The organism is Bacillus sp. KNSH39 (genome assembly GCF_052656585.1).
In genome coordinates this window covers 1,496,018-1,513,519 of record NZ_JBQXYO010000001.1, presented here as the reverse complement: position 1 = coordinate 1,513,519, position 17,502 = coordinate 1,496,018, and the positions used below count along the sequence as shown (strand labels likewise).

The 17,502-nt window shown below is 33.0% G+C and carries 13 protein-coding genes and 4 pseudogenes; 11 read left to right on the top strand and 6 right to left on the bottom strand.

Annotation, left to right across the window (positions count from 1 at the left end):
* The first annotated feature begins 340 nt into the window (after positions 1 to 340).
* From hblB to ACUL40_RS07630, 7 genes and pseudogenes are all read left to right on the top strand, one after another.
* Positions 341 to 1,741 (top strand): hemolysin BL regulatory component HblB, encoded by a 1,401-nt coding sequence (hblB, locus tag ACUL40_RS07660; protein ID WP_000976151.1) that lies wholly within the window; start codon positions 341 to 343, stop codon positions 1,739 to 1,741.
* Between the two features lie 20 nt (positions 1,742 to 1,761).
* Positions 1,762 to 1,989, top strand: a pseudogene (locus tag ACUL40_RS07655) (hypothetical protein); the annotation flags it as partial.
* 430 nt (positions 1,990 to 2,419) lie between these two features.
* Positions 2,420 to 4,825, top strand: a complete 2,406-nt coding sequence (locus tag ACUL40_RS07650) for a PAS domain S-box protein (protein WP_000584284.1) — start codon at positions 2,420 to 2,422, stop codon at positions 4,823 to 4,825.
* Between the two features lie 360 nt (positions 4,826 to 5,185).
* Positions 5,186 to 6,685: a spore germination protein gene (locus ACUL40_RS07645; protein WP_000802296.1), complete on the top strand. Its 1,500-nt coding sequence runs from the start codon at positions 5,186 to 5,188 to the stop codon at positions 6,683 to 6,685.
* 20 nt (positions 6,686 to 6,705) lie between these two features.
* Positions 6,706 to 7,788, top strand: a complete 1,083-nt coding sequence (locus tag ACUL40_RS07640) for a GerAB/ArcD/ProY family transporter (protein WP_000809697.1) — start codon at positions 6,706 to 6,708, stop codon at positions 7,786 to 7,788.
* Between the two features lie 2 nt (positions 7,789 to 7,790).
* Complete coding sequence (locus ACUL40_RS07635) at positions 7,791 to 8,870, top strand: Ger(x)C family spore germination protein (protein WP_000832874.1); 1,080 nt, start codon at positions 7,791 to 7,793, stop codon at positions 8,868 to 8,870.
* 147 nt (positions 8,871 to 9,017) lie between these two features.
* Positions 9,018 to 9,149: pseudogene (locus tag ACUL40_RS07630) on the top strand (excinuclease ABC subunit C); the annotation flags it as partial.
* A 125-nt stretch (positions 9,150 to 9,274) separates the two neighbouring features.
* Here ACUL40_RS07630 and ACUL40_RS07625 read toward each other — a convergent pair.
* From ACUL40_RS07625 to ansR, 3 genes and pseudogenes are all read right to left on the bottom strand, one after another.
* Positions 9,275 to 9,361, bottom strand: a pseudogene (locus ACUL40_RS07625) (IS3 family transposase); the annotation flags it as partial.
* A 103-nt stretch (positions 9,362 to 9,464) separates the two neighbouring features.
* A pseudogene (locus ACUL40_RS07620) lies at positions 9,465 to 9,679 on the bottom strand (DUF1304 domain-containing protein); the annotation flags it as partial.
* A 57-nt stretch (positions 9,680 to 9,736) separates the two neighbouring features.
* Positions 9,737 to 10,114 carry an HTH-type transcriptional regulator AnsR gene (ansR, locus tag ACUL40_RS07615; protein ID WP_000893569.1) on the bottom strand — a complete coding sequence of 126 codons (378 nt, stop codon included), beginning with the start codon at positions 10,112 to 10,114 and terminating at the stop codon, positions 9,737 to 9,739.
* 184 nt (positions 10,115 to 10,298) lie between these two features.
* Between ansR and ansA the strand changes: the two genes are divergently transcribed.
* Together ansA and aspA are read left to right on the top strand one after the other, a co-directional pair.
* On the top strand, positions 10,299 to 11,303 hold the full coding sequence (ansA, locus tag ACUL40_RS07610; RefSeq protein WP_000722299.1) for an asparaginase: 1,005 nt from the start codon (positions 10,299 to 10,301) through the stop codon (positions 11,301 to 11,303).
* A 53-nt stretch (positions 11,304 to 11,356) separates the two neighbouring features.
* Complete coding sequence (aspA, locus tag ACUL40_RS07605; protein WP_001251924.1) at positions 11,357 to 12,787, top strand: aspartate ammonia-lyase; 1,431 nt, start codon at positions 11,357 to 11,359, stop codon at positions 12,785 to 12,787.
* A gap of 370 nt (positions 12,788 to 13,157) precedes the next feature.
* Here the strand turns inward: aspA and ACUL40_RS07600 are convergent, their stop codons facing one another.
* On the bottom strand, positions 13,158 to 14,291 hold the full coding sequence (locus ACUL40_RS07600) for a zinc-dependent alcohol dehydrogenase (RefSeq protein WP_000649088.1): 1,134 nt from the start codon (positions 14,289 to 14,291) through the stop codon (positions 13,158 to 13,160).
* A gap of 265 nt (positions 14,292 to 14,556) precedes the next feature.
* On the opposite strand from ACUL40_RS07600, the gene sasP reads away from it, so the two are divergent.
* Together sasP and ACUL40_RS07590 are read left to right on the top strand one after the other, a co-directional pair.
* Positions 14,557 to 14,769, top strand: coding sequence for a small acid-soluble spore protein, SasP family (gene sasP / locus ACUL40_RS07595; RefSeq protein WP_000517671.1), 213 nt, complete (start codon positions 14,557 to 14,559; stop codon positions 14,767 to 14,769).
* A gap of 294 nt (positions 14,770 to 15,063) precedes the next feature.
* Positions 15,064 to 15,579, top strand: a complete 516-nt coding sequence (locus ACUL40_RS07590) for a DUF3231 family protein (protein ID WP_001986359.1) — start codon at positions 15,064 to 15,066, stop codon at positions 15,577 to 15,579.
* Between the two features lie 35 nt (positions 15,580 to 15,614).
* Here the strand turns inward: ACUL40_RS07590 and ACUL40_RS07585 are convergent, their stop codons facing one another.
* Both ACUL40_RS07585 and ACUL40_RS07580 read right to left on the bottom strand, forming a co-directional pair.
* A complete protein-coding gene (locus ACUL40_RS07585) occupies positions 15,615 to 16,091 on the bottom strand; it encodes a YndM family protein (RefSeq protein WP_017656567.1) in 477 nt (158 codons plus the stop codon).
* Between the two features lie 310 nt (positions 16,092 to 16,401).
* Positions 16,402 to 17,259 (bottom strand): MBL fold metallo-hydrolase, encoded by an 858-nt coding sequence (locus tag ACUL40_RS07580; RefSeq protein ID WP_017656566.1) that lies wholly within the window; start codon positions 17,257 to 17,259, stop codon positions 16,402 to 16,404.
* Between the last annotated feature and the right edge of the window lie 243 nt (positions 17,260 to 17,502).

The window sequence follows — 17,502 nt, the reverse complement described above, 5'->3', positions numbered from 1 at the left end:
ATGGAAAGTCTATGATTACACTGTTAAACAGAAAAGTAATAATTAATAAATCCTTATATAACAGAAAGGCGGAGTCTCATTAAAGACTTCGCCTTTCAATTATATATAAGTATGATTCGAATAAAAAATAACCTTGTAGTTTAATTGCTTTTTTTAAATTTGCAACAGAATCGGTTAATTTGAAGTAGATTATATACATTTTCTTTAATACTTAATGATTTGAAGGATGCTAAAGAAAGTTCAAACGATACTGATAAAAGATGTAGAACTCATTTTGAAAGACATCGCTTTTTAATAAGATTAGAACTTGAAACCATACCTTATATAGGAGGAATACGAAATGATGAAAAAAATCCCTAATAAACTACTCGCTATATCAGCGTTTTTAACTATAACAACTACTTATGCAGTCATACCACTAGAAACTTTTGCAATTGAAATTGAACAAACGAACACTGAAAATATGTCTCTTTCAGCAAATGAAGAACAGATGAAAAAAGCTTTGCAAGATGCTGGTTTATTTGCAAAAGCTATGAATGAATATTCTTATTTGCTAATTAATAATCCAGATGTGAGTTTTGAAGGAATAACTATTAATGGAAATGCGGATTTACCTAGTAAAATTGTACAAGATCAAAAGAATGCAAGAGCACATGCTGTTACATGGAATACACAAGTAAAAAAACAGCTTTTAGATACATTGACAGGCATTATAGAATACGATACAAAATTTGAAAATTATTATGAAACATTAGTAGAGGCGATCAATACTGGAAATGGAGATACTTTAAAAAAAGGGATTACAGATTTACAGGGAGGAATTCAACAAAATCAAAAGTCTGCAAAAGCATTAATAGAAGAATTAATGCAATTAAAAAATGCTATTGGAGAAGATGTTAGAACATTTGGAAGTCATAAAGAGACATTGCAATCGATTTTAAAAAACCAAGGTGCCGATGTGGAGGCTGACCAAAAGCGTCTAGAGGACCTTTTAGGACAAGTAAAATATCAGAAAGACATAGAATCTAAGGGGTTAGACATGGTGAAAATCCCCTTTATTCCAACCTTGATTGCTGGTGGCATAATGATAGGTGATGCAAGAGGTAAGTTAGGTTGGCTAGAACCTGAATTAGCAAAATTGCGTCAGACTGTAGATTATAAAATAACATTGAATCGTATAGTTGGAGTTGCATTTCATAATATTAGTGATATGCATAGTATGCTTGATAGTGCTATCACTGCTCTTACTTATATGTCTACGCAATGGGAGGATTTAGATTCTCAATATTCGGGTGTACTGGGACATATTGATAAAGCTGATCAAAAAGCTGATCAAAATAAATATAAATTCTTAACCCCTAGCTTGAATGCAGCGAAAAACAGTTGGAAAACATTAAAAACAGATGTTGTCACTTTGCAAGAAGGGATAAAAATTGCAGAGAAAAAAGAACAGGATTTTTTGAATCAGCTTCGTCCATCAAACGTTTTCTACTTTTATAAAAAAATTCATAACGCATACACTTTTGAAATAAAGACTGGAACAAATGCGCCAAATGCGTCTTATAAAGTTATGAATTTAACGAAAAACACTGTTCATAATATGTGGAGTGGAGGGGCTAATACTAACATGTGGGCTGATTGGCTTTCATTCAATCCAAATGATGAATTTGCGGTAGTAGCAGTAGTGGATGGTAAAGAATATGTTGTGTATAAAGACAAAGTACAAAATATAATGAACTGAATCTGAAAGTAACGAAGTAATTGGAGCTGGAGAATAAACTAGACACCAAGTTAATCGAAAAATCTCCTTATATCCTAGAATATTTTGCTCAAGAAAAAGAATTTGTTCAGCGAAAAAGTAAATATTGAACCAAGGAGTTAGTTGTATTATGTGTATGGTTTTACCGAAAGGTTTCAAGTACATTACCCATACAATTATGTAGTTATCCTGAAGCATCTACAGGTGTTCTTATCGACCTTGAAGAACTACTTAGCTTCCTAAGTCGAGTGATTTTATGCAAAATTAAGTGAACGTTTTTGTACATAGATTAGTTGACATTCATATAGATTTTTTCCATTTTCAAAGATAGTTTTGTTTTTTATGTTATTTTTCAAAAATTACTGCTGAAATTTCTATATTCATGACTCAGTATATAATCATTGTTTGATGAAATGACATACCACGTCCCTTAGAGTTTCATACGTATTACGATAACTTAAAGAAAAAAGATAATAGTAGTCAACGGTTACTATTATCTTTTTTGAACTATTTTTCATTAAAATATCCCATCTGCTGTGTTCCTTATTTACTTTTCCAGATTTTATCCTAGTTTAAAATTTATGCATTTGAACTGTTTATACAATTTGTAGGATTTTTAGCTTTTTTGTCGAATACACTTAATGCAAGGAGGGACATTACATGATTATTAAAGATTATTTCATCAACCTTTCTATTTTTTCTTTATTAGTTAGCGCAGCAATATTTATTCAAGTGTTTACAATTAATTCTAGTCGATATTTCGAAAAGCTCTATGGAGGGATTATTGCAGTTACGTTAATGTTCTTTTCTTTTCCATACATGGGATTTTCCTACGATCTTCGAGTTGTTCCTCTTATTCTATCTTTTATTTACTTTGGTCGTATTGCGGGTTGGATTACGCTAATTAGCATAATATTAATGCGTATTTTTTACATTGGAGAGTATTGGGAACCTCCTGTGATTGCTTATTTATGTATGGGGATTCTATTTTCTACTTTTAAAATTTATGTAAAAAAACTACATCCTTTTAAAAGTGCATCTTTATATTTTTCTGTTTTTATTGGAATAAAGTGGTTAGTTGGGGTATTATTTAACACTACATTACTTTACACAGGAGGCTTATTATATATAGCGTTAGGACTTTTAATTGGGCTATTTCTTATGGAAGCCTACCAAAGATTGTATTATTTAACACAGGACTTATCTAAAATGAATCGAGAATTAAAAAAATCGAAGCAAGAACTTACAGATACCGTACATGAGCTTCAAGGAGGAATTTTTAAATTTAAAAAAGTGGATAAGCACTTTATACACACTTTATGTGATGGACAGTTTTATTATCAAAACGGATTTTATTCTGAACAGGTGGTAGGAAAAAGCTTACGTACTATTGATGCTTCTATTATTCCTCCACATTTAGTTCCACAATTGATGAAGTACTATCTCCAGGCATGGGAAGGAAAAGAAATTATATTTGAATTACCTTGGCCAAATGATAAAACTATTATTCTTATTGCGCTTAGGCCAATTAAACGAAATGGACAAGTTATTGAAGTTGTTGGTTCTACAGTTGATATAACCGAAAGGAAAAAGGTAGAATCAGAATTAAGCGCTACCAAAGAATTATTAGAATCATTTATAAAGCACAATCTAGATGCTATTACCATTTCTGATCGAGAAGGGCATATTTTACAAGCCAATAAAGCTTATGAAAAGATATTTGGGTGGTCATCACAAGAAATCATAGGTAAGAGATTACCTTGTGTACCGGATTTTTTAATGGAAGAATCGCTTGAAAATATTCAGAAAATTCTAACAGGAGAATCGGTGGTTACTAGATTAGAAACTGTTAGACAACGGAGTGATGGGAGTCTTCTTGATATCAGTCTGACAGTTTCTCCTATACTAGATGTAAGAGGAAATGTGATAGCTTTATCAGCAATATGTAGAGACATCTCTGAAAGAAAACAAGCAGAAAGAGAACGGCATCGATTACACCAGCAATTAAGAGATAGTGAAATGAAGTACCGTGCACTAATCGAACAAGCAACTGATGCGGTATATGTAGTAGAGCTGAATGAAGATAATGCTCCAAGTCGATTTATTGAGGTAAACCCTGTTGGGTGTAGAAGATTTGGATATAGTAGAGAAGAGTTGCTCTCATTATCATTTTCAAATATAGTACCACAAGATTCTCAAATAATCGTAAGGTTATTAGAAAAAATTAAAAAAGGACAAACTTCCTTCACTTTGCAAGATGAATATGTTTTTCCAACAGGAAAAGTAATAACAACTGAGTTTAGTGTTCGTGTTTTTAACTTAAATGGTAAAAAAGTTTTTCTAAGTATTTCTCGTGATATCACTGAACGGCTAAAAACAGAAGAATTATTACGAAAATCTGAAAAACTTGCTGTTGTAGGACAATTAGCGACTGTAATGGCTCATGAGATTAATAATCCATTAACTGCAATGAAAGGGTTCATGCAATTACTAAAATCAACGGAAAATGAGAATAATCAGGGTTATATTAATATAGTATCATCAGAGATTGAGCGTATAGAGAGCATAACAACTGAATTTATGGCGGTAGCCAAACCACAGGTAGTAAAAATGCAACCTAATAACATTAGTGTGCTAATGGATCAAGTTTTAATGCTACTACAACCTCAAGCAATGATGCATAATATAAAATTTAGAATCGATCTTAACCCTGGTATTCCATTGATTTCATGTGAAGGAAATCAATTAAAACAAGTATTTGTTAATATATTAAAAAATGCAATTGAATCTATGCCGATGGGAGGGGAAATTCTGATTCAAATAAATATACTTGATAATAATCAAGTAAGCATTCGTTTTATCGATCAAGGGTGTGGGATTCCAAAAGAACGTATACCATACCTCGGAGAACCTTTTTATAGTATTAAAGAAGAGGGGATTGGCTTAGGATTAATGATCTGTTATAAAATCATTGAAACACATCAGGGAAAGATATTTATTAAGAGTGAAATGAATAAGGGGACTACAGTTGAAGTCACTCTCCCTATTTGTACACTTCAAAATTAAGATATTCTCTTACTGAAATTTTTTAAGAAACCATACAGAATGTAATGCCAATGTTACTTAATGAAATAATAAAGAGAAGAACACTGGTAAATGTACCATATAGAATAGACACTTGAAAAAGCCTGTTATAAAAACATCCTTTCTTTAGAACCAAAAGAAAGGATGTTTTTAATATTGTAATTTTTCTTGGAGACATTTCAAATTTTTACTTGCAATACATTTTTTAACTAATTTTGGTTAAGTTAGTTAAAAAGGCATTGTTTTTAAGGAGCATATTCACATATAAATATCCCTCATTTTTAAAATAGAAATTTCTAAAAACTATATATAGGTTCTTTTTGAAAGGAAGGGTATTATCAATTGAAACCACATGAAAAAGTACCTGTTCACTCTATAAAATCTTTGCAGGAATTAATGCAATTACTAAAAAAATCTAAAGATTTTATAACGTTGGAGATCGCTTCAAACAAATCCTCTATAGTCATTTCATATTTTAGAACCTTAATCGATGTAAATATATTTCATGAAGAGGTTTTAACTTATATAAAAGAGAAGAGCTTCGATTCATTACAAGATATTCGGTCTGTCTTACCCTTTGAAAATTCAAAAATAACAAATCAAATGGAAGATATTCAGGATAGTATTTTAAACGGCTATATACTTATTCAGTTCGATACAGATAAATTAAATGGCTTGTTAATCAATGTGGCAAAGAAAGAAAAAAGAGATATTACAAAAGCTGAAATTGAATACAATATCGTGGGTCCACAAATCGCGTTTGTTGAAGATTTAGATGTAAACTTAAATTTAGTACGTAGAAAGCTTCCAACACCTTATTTACAAATGAAGGAATTGAAAGTAGGCTCTCTATCTAACACAACCGTTGCGATTGTATATATTGAGGGAATTGTAAATAATCAAAATCTACAAGAAATTATAAAAAGGGTGAGTCTAATAAAAACAGACCACGTTTTGGATAGCACGTATTTGATGCAGTTAATTGCAGACAACCCGAATTCTATATTTCCTCAATTTTTGAATACAGAACGACCAGACCGTGTAGCAGCTGTATTGGCAGAAGGGAAAATTGCACTTTTTGTAGATGGCTCACCTTATGCGATCACTCTTCCAACAACATTAATTGACTTTTTTTCTACCACAGAAGATTACACCATGCCTTGGATTATTGCCTCTTTTTTTCGTCTATTAAGGCTTTTTGCTTTTATGTTTTCTGTCTTAACGACTCCATTATATGTTGCAATCTTAACATATCATTACGAGCTTATTCCAAAAGAACTTCTTGAAACGTTAATCATATCGAGAAGTAAAGTACCTTTTCCTCCATTAATTGAAGCGCTTTTTTTAGAAATAACGATTGAATTACTGAGAGAAGCGGGGGCACGTTTACCAACTAAAGTGGGTCTAACTGTCGGTATAGTAGGTGGTATTGTAATTGGACAGGCATCTGTAGAGGCAAGTCTTACAAGTAATGTACTTATTATTATTGTTGCACTTTCAGCTCTTAGCTCATTTACAGCACCAATATATCGAATTGGTAATACAATTCGAGTAATTCGTTTTCCTTTTATAATATCTGCACACCTGTTGGGTTTATTAGGAATTGTTTTAACAAGCTCTTTGCTTTTAGCACGTTTATTACGTACAGAATCATTAAGACGTCCTTATTTGTTTCCTTTTTATCCTACACGCCCTACAGATTGGAAAGACAGCATTATCCGTTTGCCGATCTCAGCGATGTTTCGACGTCCTATTTTTTCAAGATCTAAACAGCGTTTTCGTTTTAATCCAGAAGAGGTAGAGAAAAATAAAATTAAATCACGAAATGATTTTGATGATTGAAATTAACAGGGAGGAGCATTATGAAACAGATCCCAATTGAGTATCAAGTCTCTCCATATATGGTGTTTTTTTTAATTATTACTATACAGATGGGGGTTGGTATGCTTGGTTTTGAAAGGATTAGTGCAAAATTAGTTGGAAATGATGCGTGGATTAGCACGCTGCTTTTTGGAATATCTGTTAATCTTATGATTTGGATCATATATCAGATTTTAAATCAGGGTAATGGAGATATCATTGCAATCAATCAAGATGTACTTGGAAAATGGATTGGTGGATTGTTCAACTTCATTTTTTTATCTTATATTGTATTGTTAGGTGCAACAACACTACATACCTATATCGAAGTAGTACATGTTTGGATGTTTCCTTCCATTTCATCTTGGATTATAGCAGGGGCTTTTTTGGGTCTATGTTATTACATTGTGACTGGAGGATTTCGTGTAGTTGCTGGAATCGGCTTCTTTGGAATCGTTATCCCAAGCATTCTAATCTTCACATTTTTTTATCCTTTGCAGTATGCAGATTTTCAGAATTTATTTCCAATTGCACAGCATTCATTCCTAGAAATCATGAAAGGAATGAAAGGAAATATGTTTAGTTTTTTTGGATTTGAAATGTTATTGTTGTACTACCCATTTATTAAAAAGGCAAGAACCTCTCAAAAATATGCGCACTATGCAAATTTAGTAACGACTATTGTCTACACATACCTTATGATTTTAACTCTTGCGTTTTTTAGTGAAAAACAACTAGCGAGCGCGATATGGGCATATTTAAGCATGATTAAAATTATACAATTTCCCTTTATAGAGCGGTTTGAATACATTATTGTTTCTGTTTGGGCTTTTTTTATATTACCTAACGTTTCCTTTACATTATGGGGAGTAAGTCGTGGTATAAAAGAGGCACTGGGAATAAAGCAAAAATATGTTTTGCCAGTTATCATCCTGTTCATCTTTGTTTTATCATTTTTCTTGAATAACCGTAATAAAATTAACTTATTAAATACTTGGACAGGTCAAATTGGCTTTGTATATATATATGTATACCTACCTATATTATGGCTAATTCAAACCGCCAAAATAAAGTTAAGGAGATAAACATGAAGCGATGGATACTTTTCCTTATAGTAAGTGTCTTCTTAATAGGTTGTGCTAAAACGAAAATTGTGGATGACATTGACTTAGTTCAAGTTGCGGCATATGATACCGAAGCAAAAGGTAAGCTAAAAGGAACCTTTGCGATTTCAGCTTATAAAGGAGGCGGGGAAGGTGAAACGAAAATCTATTCAGCATCAGGCCAGACTGGTAGAGAAGTTCTTGCAAGAGCATCCGAAAAGTCTTCTGGACCTCTAGAGTTGGGGCAATTGCGTGTTATTATATTTAATGAAAAAATAATTGATAAGGGAATGCAGGAAATTTTAGAGACTTTGAACCGAAATCCTAGTGTAGGAAATGCAATTTATTTAGCAATTACAAATGTAAAAGGGGAATCACTATTAAAGGGGAATTATTCTGAAGAAAAAGAAATTGCTTCCTATCTATCCTCTTTACTGGAGCAAAATATGGATAATGGAACGCAGCCAAAAACAAATTTTTTTATGTTTTTAAACCAACTTAATGATGATGCGAGAGATTCATATTTACCGATAATATCTAAAAAAGGTAATGTGTTGGAGTTAGATGGAATAGCACTTTTTAAAAGATGTAAAATGGTTGATAAAGTGAATCCTAAAGATTTATTTGTATTTAAATTGTTGACAGATAATTTTAAACAAGGTACATACCAATTCAAACTACCTGGTTCCTCAAATACTTACGCCACGATAGAGAATATAAAAGCTAGAACAAAATATAAGATGGAGGGGAATAGTAAGCATCCATTCGTAAATGCTCATATTCAAGTTAAAGCTGAAATTCAAGAATTTACAAAAACAAAAAATCTAGATAATCCTAAAGAAATAAAAAAATTAGAAAAAATTATGGAAAAAGAAATAGAAAAAAAAGCAACTACATTGATAAAGAGATTTATTAAAAAAGACACAGATCCTATAGGACTTAGAAAGCTTGGTAGAACTCACGTAAGAAAATGGAACAGTCAAGAATGGGAAGAATCCTATAAACATTTACGTTTTCGTGTAACAGCTGATGTAAAAGTAACCCAATCTGGTGTTACAGAATAAATCAAATAAGATATGGAAAATTTTAATAAAAAAATATAGTCTCGCAGGAGATTAGGGAGAAGAGAAACGATTAACAAAGAATTTCATAAATAGTAAGATGCTTTGTTAATCGTTTTTATACCTGTAGCTTTATCACTTATAGTAATCATAATTATAATAAAAGAACAACGAAACAAATTCCCGATACCACATAATTATAAGAGGACAATAAAGCATCAAGATATAATGTATGCTTTGTCTGGAAAAAAGAATTTCAGTACTTCAAGGTTAAACACTTAACTTTAAAGTAGTAAATTCGTTGCTTGTAGCACTTCAATTAGACTGTGCCCCCGAAAGTTAGAAAGGTCGGTTTATTAAGTAGCCTCTAGGGAATGAGCCTAGTACAATACTGGATTCATTTCCTTTTATTTTTCCTTGATTCTTTCATGATTATAGTACTTTATATACTTTGCTAATTCTTGTTTAAATTCTGTTATACTTTCAAATTCTTTCGATACAGAAATAGACATACAAAAACGCCATTCTTTCTTATAAATCTACAGAAAGAATGGCGTATTCTTCAAAAGTGAGTTCCTTTATTGAAAAGTTTTAGTTCTATATGACAGATAAAAGGGCAAGCAACGCTAAAATAGCGAGAAATCCTTGTTTCATGATAATTGATTTATTGGATGTGAAACCTCCGAAAATAGCTGCTACCACTATACAATGATGAAAAATAATTGAATCATATCACCAATGGGATTGTTTCCAAGTATAAGTCCCCGAATGAGGCTAGCTGCTAAGAATTCATTATATAAACCGTTTGCAAATTAATTGTCTAAGTATTTCTAAGTTTAAAGAGTACAGTGTCTTCGTTTTTTATTGAATCAACTTTTACATGTTGGTTCAATATTTTCTATTCTCTTGGAACTTAGTTCTCGTTTACTTCTCACAAAAGCAATAAAATCTATTATCTCTTCTGTTGACAGTGCTTCTCCATCTATTAAAAGTGTTGGATCTGGATCGTTTAGGAGTCTTGTAATATCAATTACATCTTTGTTTTGATGTGAATGTTCAATTCGGCCTAATATATAATCTACAGATGTATCAAATAAATCGGCTATTTTTGATAAAGATTGTAATGAAGGTAATCTATAACCATTTTCATACCCGGCATAGGTGCTTTTCGCAATCCCAAGTCGATCTGCTGTCTCTTGTAAGGACCATTTTTGATTTTTTCTTAATTTAGATAAACGTTCCAGCATTCGTCTCATACCCCATCTAATTTTATTAAATTAATTATAACATAGAAAAAGAATCAAGAATAGAAAAAAAGTACGCGTATTGAATACAAAATCTTGATTAATTCAAATTAAGTTCTATAATGATAAATATAAATACGCATTACGCGAACGATATATCGTTGTTTATTTTATGGAGGGGTTGTGTATGAAGAAAATTTTATTACTTGCAACTGGTGGGACAATTGCATCTGTGGAGGGGAATGAGGGGCTTGTTCCAGGATTGTCCGCTGAGGAATTATTGAATTATTTTTCGAAGTCTTCTCGAAACTTAGAAATAGATTGCAAAATCTTAATGAATATTGATAGTACCAATATGCAACCTGAGCACTGGAAAGAAATAGCTAATGCTGTTTTTAATCACTATGATGACTATGACGGGTTTGTGATTACACATGGAACGGATACGTTAGCTTATACATCTTCTGCGTTATCTTATATGCTGCAAGGTTTAAGAAAACCAGTTGTTTTAACAGGTTCACAAGTACCTATTAGTTTTAAAAAGACAGACGCAAAAAAAAATGTAGCTGATGCTCTTAGGTTTGCCTGTGAGGATGTTGGCGGTGTGTTTATTGTTTTTGATAGTAGGGTGATTATTGGGACGAGAGCAGTTAAAATGCGAACAAAAAGTTATGATGCATTTGAAAGTGTGAATTATCCATATGTTGCTGAGGTAAATGAAGATGAAGTGAAATATCATTGGAAGCCAACGTCCTCCCATAATGAACTTTCAATAAATACTAATTTATGTACGGATGTTTTTCTTATGAAATTGTATCCAGGTACAAAACCAGAGATATTTGATTGTTTAAAAGATTTGTATAAAGGAATTATTATTGAAAGTTTTGGAAACGGTGGATTACCTTTTGAAGGAAGGAACTTGCTTTCGAAAATTCAAGAGTTGACTGAAATGGGGATTGCTGTAGTGATTACTACTCAATGCCTGGAAGAAGGAGAAGACATACTTCTCTATGAAGTAGGACGGAAAGTGGCACAACATCAAGTAATATTGTCTGGAGATATGAATACGGAAGCCATCATAGCAAAATTGATGTGGGCGCTTGGGAAAACTAATAAATTAGAAGAGATTAAAAAAATTATTGAAGAGCCTTTAGCCTACGATTTAACAATAAAATCTGATAAGGATTGGTAATGACTTCATATGATTTATTTAGGTTTTACATTTAATATGGGGGAGAAATTAAAATGGCAATGACAAACAAGAACGTGCGAGTGGAGAATGATTTTTTGGGAGGAAAGGAATTACCTATTGAGGCATATTACGGAATTCAGACTTTACGCGCTGTTGAAAATTTCCCGATTACAGGGTATAAAATTCATGAAAGTTTAATTAGAGCGTTCGCAATTGTAAAAAAAGCAGCAGCGCTTGCGAATACAGATGTAGGAAGATTGGAATTGAACAAGGGCGGTGCGATCGCAGAGGCTGCTCAAGAAATTCTTGATGGAAAATGGCATGATCATTTCATCGTAGATCCAATCCAAGGCGGAGCGGGTACTTCAATGAACATGAATGCAAATGAAGTCATTGCCAATCGTGCTCTTGAATTATTAGGGATGGAAAAGGGAGACTATCATTATATTAGTCCAAATAGTCATGTAAACATGGCGCAATCAACAAACGATGCATTCCCAACGGCGATTCATATCGCAACATTAAATGCATTAGAAGGCTTATTACAAACGATGGGTTATATGCATGATGTATTTGAATTAAAAGCAGAACAGTTTGATCATGTTATTAAAATGGGTCGTACACATTTACAAGATGCTGTGCCAATCCGTCTTGGACAAGAATTTAAAGCATACTCTCGCGTACTTGAACGTGATATGAAACGAATTCAGCAATCACGTCAACACTTATATGAAGTGAACATGGGAGCAACTGCAGTTGGTACAGGCTTAAATGCAGACCCAGAATATATTGAAGCAGTTGTAAAACATTTAGCTGCAATTAGTGAACTACCACTAGTTGGTGCAGAAGACTTAGTAGATGCCACGCAAAATACGGATGCTTATACTGAAGTATCTGCAGCACTGAAAGTATGTATGATGAATATGTCTAAAATTGCGAATGACCTTCGCTTAATGGCATCAGGTCCACGTGTTGGTTTAGCAGAAATTATGTTACCAGCTCGTCAACCAGGTTCATCTATTATGCCAGGGAAAGTAAATCCTGTTATGCCAGAAGTTATTAATCAAATTGCGTTCCAAGTAATAGGTAATGATCATACAATTTGCCTTGCTTCAGAAGCAGGACAATTAGAATTAAACGTGATGGAACCAGTACTTGTTTTCAACTTACTGCAATCGATTAGCATTATGAATAACGGTTTCCGTGCCTTTACAGATAATTGCTTAAAAGGAATTGAAGCGAATGAAGATCGCTTAAAAGAGTATGTTGAGAAAAGTGTAGGAATTATTACAGCCGTGAACCCTCATATCGGTTATGAAGCAGCAGCTCGCGTTGCGAAAGAAGCAATCGCGACAGGGCAATCTGTTCGAGAACTTTGTGTGAAAAATGGTGTATTGTCACAAGAGGACTTAGAGTTAATTCTAGATCCATTCGAAATGACACACCCAGGGATTGCAGGAGCAACTCTTTTAAAGAAAAATTAAAAGAAGAGGGGGGACAAGTCCCTCCTCTTTGTTTACAATATAGGGATTTTATATGTGAATAGAGGTAGGGAGATTATAAGTAAGTAACAGTGGCGTTTAATAGTTCATAGAAACAAAATTAAGAGGAGCAGCAATATAATCAACATCACTTTTAAGTTAGTTAACATTGTTATCGTGTCCGCTATTTGGTTACTTAATACTTTAATTCATGTTTTTACCAATTATTTATTACCTCAAAATGCAAAGTTTTTGAAAATAACTATTTTAGATGTGAGATGAAAATAGGGGATAGATACTTAGCATTTAATAAAAAAAGATAAGATTACGAAATGTAATCTTATCTTTTCATTAAGAATAATGAATTGTAGCTTTAAGGCTTCAGAATGACTTTTATACAGTCGTCTTCACGATTATTAAAAATCTGATAACCATAACTCGCTTCTTCAAGGGGAATTTTGTGTGTAATAATCTCTTTTGGATCAAATTCTTTATTTGTTATTTTTTCAAATAGTTCCGGCATAAAATGAATGACAGGTGCTTGTCCCATTTTAAGATTAATATTTCTAACCCAAAATGCACCGAGTGGAAAGGCGTTATAATTGCCACCATAAACGCCGGTCATTTGAACCGTTCCATATTTTCTTACGGCTTTCGTAGCGATTTGAATAGGACCGAGAGTTCCACCTTGTAATTTTAATTTTTGTTCCAGAAATTCTAGAGGCGATTTTTTTCCATCCATCCCCACACAATCAATAACTACATCAGCACCGCCATGTGTAATTTCCTTTAAATGTTCTCCCATATCGGGGAATTTTGTAAACTCAAATACCTCAACATTGTTAATCTTTTTTGCATAATTCATCCGATAATCTAAGTAATCCACTGCAATTACACGTTTAGCACCTTGCATCCAAGCGAATTTTTGTGTCATTAATCCAACAGGTCCACAACCAAGGACGATAACAGTATCACCTGGCCTAACGCCTGCGTTTATTACACTCCAATAGGCTGTTGGTAAAACATCTGATAGAAATAGTAGGGATTCATCTTCAAGTTCGCATGATTCCGGTATAACAAATGGAGTAAAATTACCAAATGGAACTTTTAAATATTCTGCTTGTCCGCCTGGATGATTACCAAATTTCTCTGTATAACCAAAGTATCCACCAGAATCGTAATGAGGGTTTGAGTTATCACATTGACTTTCCATTTCATGTTGGCAATAGAAACAATGTCCACAAGAAACGTTGAAGGGGATGACAACACGATCGCCTTTTTTCACTTTAGTGACATCTGGCCCGACTTCTTCAACGATTCCCATTGGTTCATGGCCGATAATGTATCCTTGAGGTAAGGGCATGTTGCCTTGATATAGATGTAAATCAGAACCGCAAATAGCGGTTGAAGTAATTTTTACAATAATATCATCTTTTTTCTCTAATTTTGCATCATCCACTTGTTTAACCTGTACTTGGTTTGGTCCTTGATAGGTTACAGCTTTCATCTCATATCTCCTTTTGGATTATGTCTCAAAACATAATTTTATTTAATCTCTTGGTGAAATAGAAATCTTTCTTTTGTTTACTGAAGGGAATTAGAAAGTATACATAGTGTTGTTATGAAAGTATGTTATATCAGTTATTCTTTCTTATATGTTTTGCCCTACTTTAAGAAAAAAATCAATTTTTATTCATAATCTAATTTCCATAAAAAGGATAATTATTATTTCATAATTTGTAGCATATTAAAAACATCGGAGGTGAAACAATATGGGAAAAAATAATAGTGGAAGTCGTAATGAAGTATTAGTTCGAGGCGCTGAACAAGCTCTTGATCAAATGAAATATGAAATTGCACAAGAGTTTGGTGTACAACTTGGTGCAGATACAACAGCTCGTTCAAACGGATCTGTTGGTGGTGAAATTACAAAACGTTTAGTAGCAATGGCAGAACAACAACTTGGTGGTAGAGCTAACCGCTAAGTAAATTGGCTTAAAATATAGCAAATATGTAAATCAATTTCTTTTGTGTATTCATAAAAATAAAAAACCTTATATTAAACAGATTCTCACTCAAAGATTATTGATAATCTTCTTTCATAATCTTTGAGTATTTAATTTGTAAACTACTTTCCTAAACAATAAACACGCAGTGTTGGAAAGGTGTTTTCCATGCATAGTAGAAAATCTTTTGCAGGAAAAAGCATACTTAAAAATTTGATTTCAATATTGAAATCAATATTTATTATGATATTTTCGAAAGGTAGGAATTTAAAAATGGGTATATTAAGTGGAAATCCTCAAAATGAACCTTTACATTACGGAGAAGTATTTGACATTTGGAGTTATCTTCTTGCTGCACAGGGTGCAATTGCAAGCCATCAAGTGTTTATGAATCACACAGGTGATGAAGATTTGAAGAAGTTTTTAGAAGGCTTAATTGAAAATGATATGAATTCGGAAATAGAAGAATTAAAAGCTCTTTTAAAGATTAATGGGGTCGCTTTACCGCCTGCTCCTCCAGAACGACCAGTTGCATCTATCGAAGACATTCCTCCTGGAGCACGTATTAATGATGTTGAAATTGCTGCAGCTGTTTCTACAGGATTAGCAGCTGGACTTGTGACATGTAGTCAAGTAATGGGAAAATGCCTTCGAGAAGATGTAGGTATGCTATTCGGACAATTTCATATGAAAAAAGCGCAGGCAGGTGTAACTCTGCTACGTTTAAGTAAGAAAAAGGGATGGGTAGTTCCACCTCCATTACATGTAAGAAATTCTGACCAAGCGTAATAAACAAAAATAAAAAAGTGGCGTTGGCCACTTTTTTATTTTTTAGATGTATCCTTAAGCTTGGATTTATTTATGGTGGAAGAATCTATATATTCATCTGACATTTCTATAGCATATTTATTATGTTGAATATGATTGTGATTTGTTAATTTATCGTCGTTACGTAGCACTAGCCTCTTCATATAAATGTGGAAGAAAACTTCTGTTCCACCAATAATTAAAGCGGCTATAAATGAAGAAAATCCAATATTATGAGTAGCATCTAAATTAGTAAACAAGGATGTTAATAACCAAATTCCAAAGAAGCTTAAACCGAAATCTGCCATTGTAGCAATCGCATTTCCGTATTTAGGTAAAATGAAGAGATCTCCGATTAAATAGGCAGTTCCCGTAAGAAAAAGAGAAATTAGTAATACTCTAGGAATTGAAATGCCTTGAAAGATACTGAGAATGATTAGCAATACTGCAGTTATCGCTGTGTACTTAATTAATAAAGCAACAATATGTTTCATCATTTTCCTCCATTGTTTAAACGTATATGGAATAAAATATTTCATTAAAAACGGATTATGCTTTTATATAGCGTAACCCGTTTTAATCACCCTTTAATGGTAAGAAGTACAACCTGGGTAAGAGGCAGGCTTATACTATGGATAGTATTTGCGGAATATCGAGCTTTATTCATAAAGGGTAGTTCCATTCTTATAATAGAGAGGTTGCCTAAGTACAGTTTTTTTCATATTAAACTTAATATTTTTGGTGTTTTGATTTTGTATCATATTCTGATTCGTTAATATAAAAATAAACAAAGTATTTTCGCGTTTAATGCATCTTTTTATCTATATATTTTCCGTAATCAGGCACAGCAATTTTATCAAATTCTTGAACGAGTGTTTTGAGGCTTGTTGATAGCAATTCACCCGACATAGGTATCCCGTGTCCAGTAACAGCGGTTAGAGGCTTTAACTTTTCTAGCTTAAGAACTGACTCTTTAGCGGCTTTCCAGTCTGTTGTTAAATAACGAGGCGGACCGCTTATTTCCTGTTCTTGAGTTATTACTTTATACAGATACTCCTGTTTCACTGTAACAAAAGCGTCCCCAGCAATTAAAGTTCGGTCTTTTTCTCGGAATAATGAAATCTGCCCTGGAGTATGTCCTGGTGTATGAATCCATCTAAACTCTGGCATATGGGGAACAGTTCCATCAATAGGTAGCGCTTTTATGTTATTTCCTAAGTCAATTGGTTCGTTTGGGAACAGAGGAGACATTTTCGCTATCATACCACCTTCAACTGTAGGGTCTGGTTCTGGATAGCTTTGTTGTCCAGTCAGGAACGGTAGCTCCATTTGATGTGCATAGACGGGAACATCCCAATACTTGATGAGTTCAATTATTCCCCCAACATGATCAAAATGGCCGTGAGTTAAAATAATTACTTTTGGGCGACTATTGGTACCAAATCGATCCTCAGCGATAGAGATAATTTCATTTGCACATTTAGGCATTCCAGCATCAACTAAAACAAAATCATTGGTCTTAGGATTTCCAACAAAGCATATATTGACGATTTGAATCGTGTAACAAAATAAATCAGGCAATACTTCGATGCCGTGACCACTTTCAATTGAAGTTGCTGGAATAAACTTGTAATCACTTCCATAATTCATTTCATTGTCCAATTTTTCTCCCCCTTAATATATTTTAATACGACATTATAGTCCCCTAATCTTGAAAATTCATTTTGGCGAATTTGAGAAAAGAATTAATGCGGGATTAAAAAACAATAATTTAGTCCTAGAATTAAGAGGGATTCATATCAATTTATATAAAGTGCAAACAAAAAATATTGCTTTTAAAGTCACAGATTCTACTATTTTTTGAGGCGAATTTATGGCTTAATAAAATATTTATAAAGATATTAC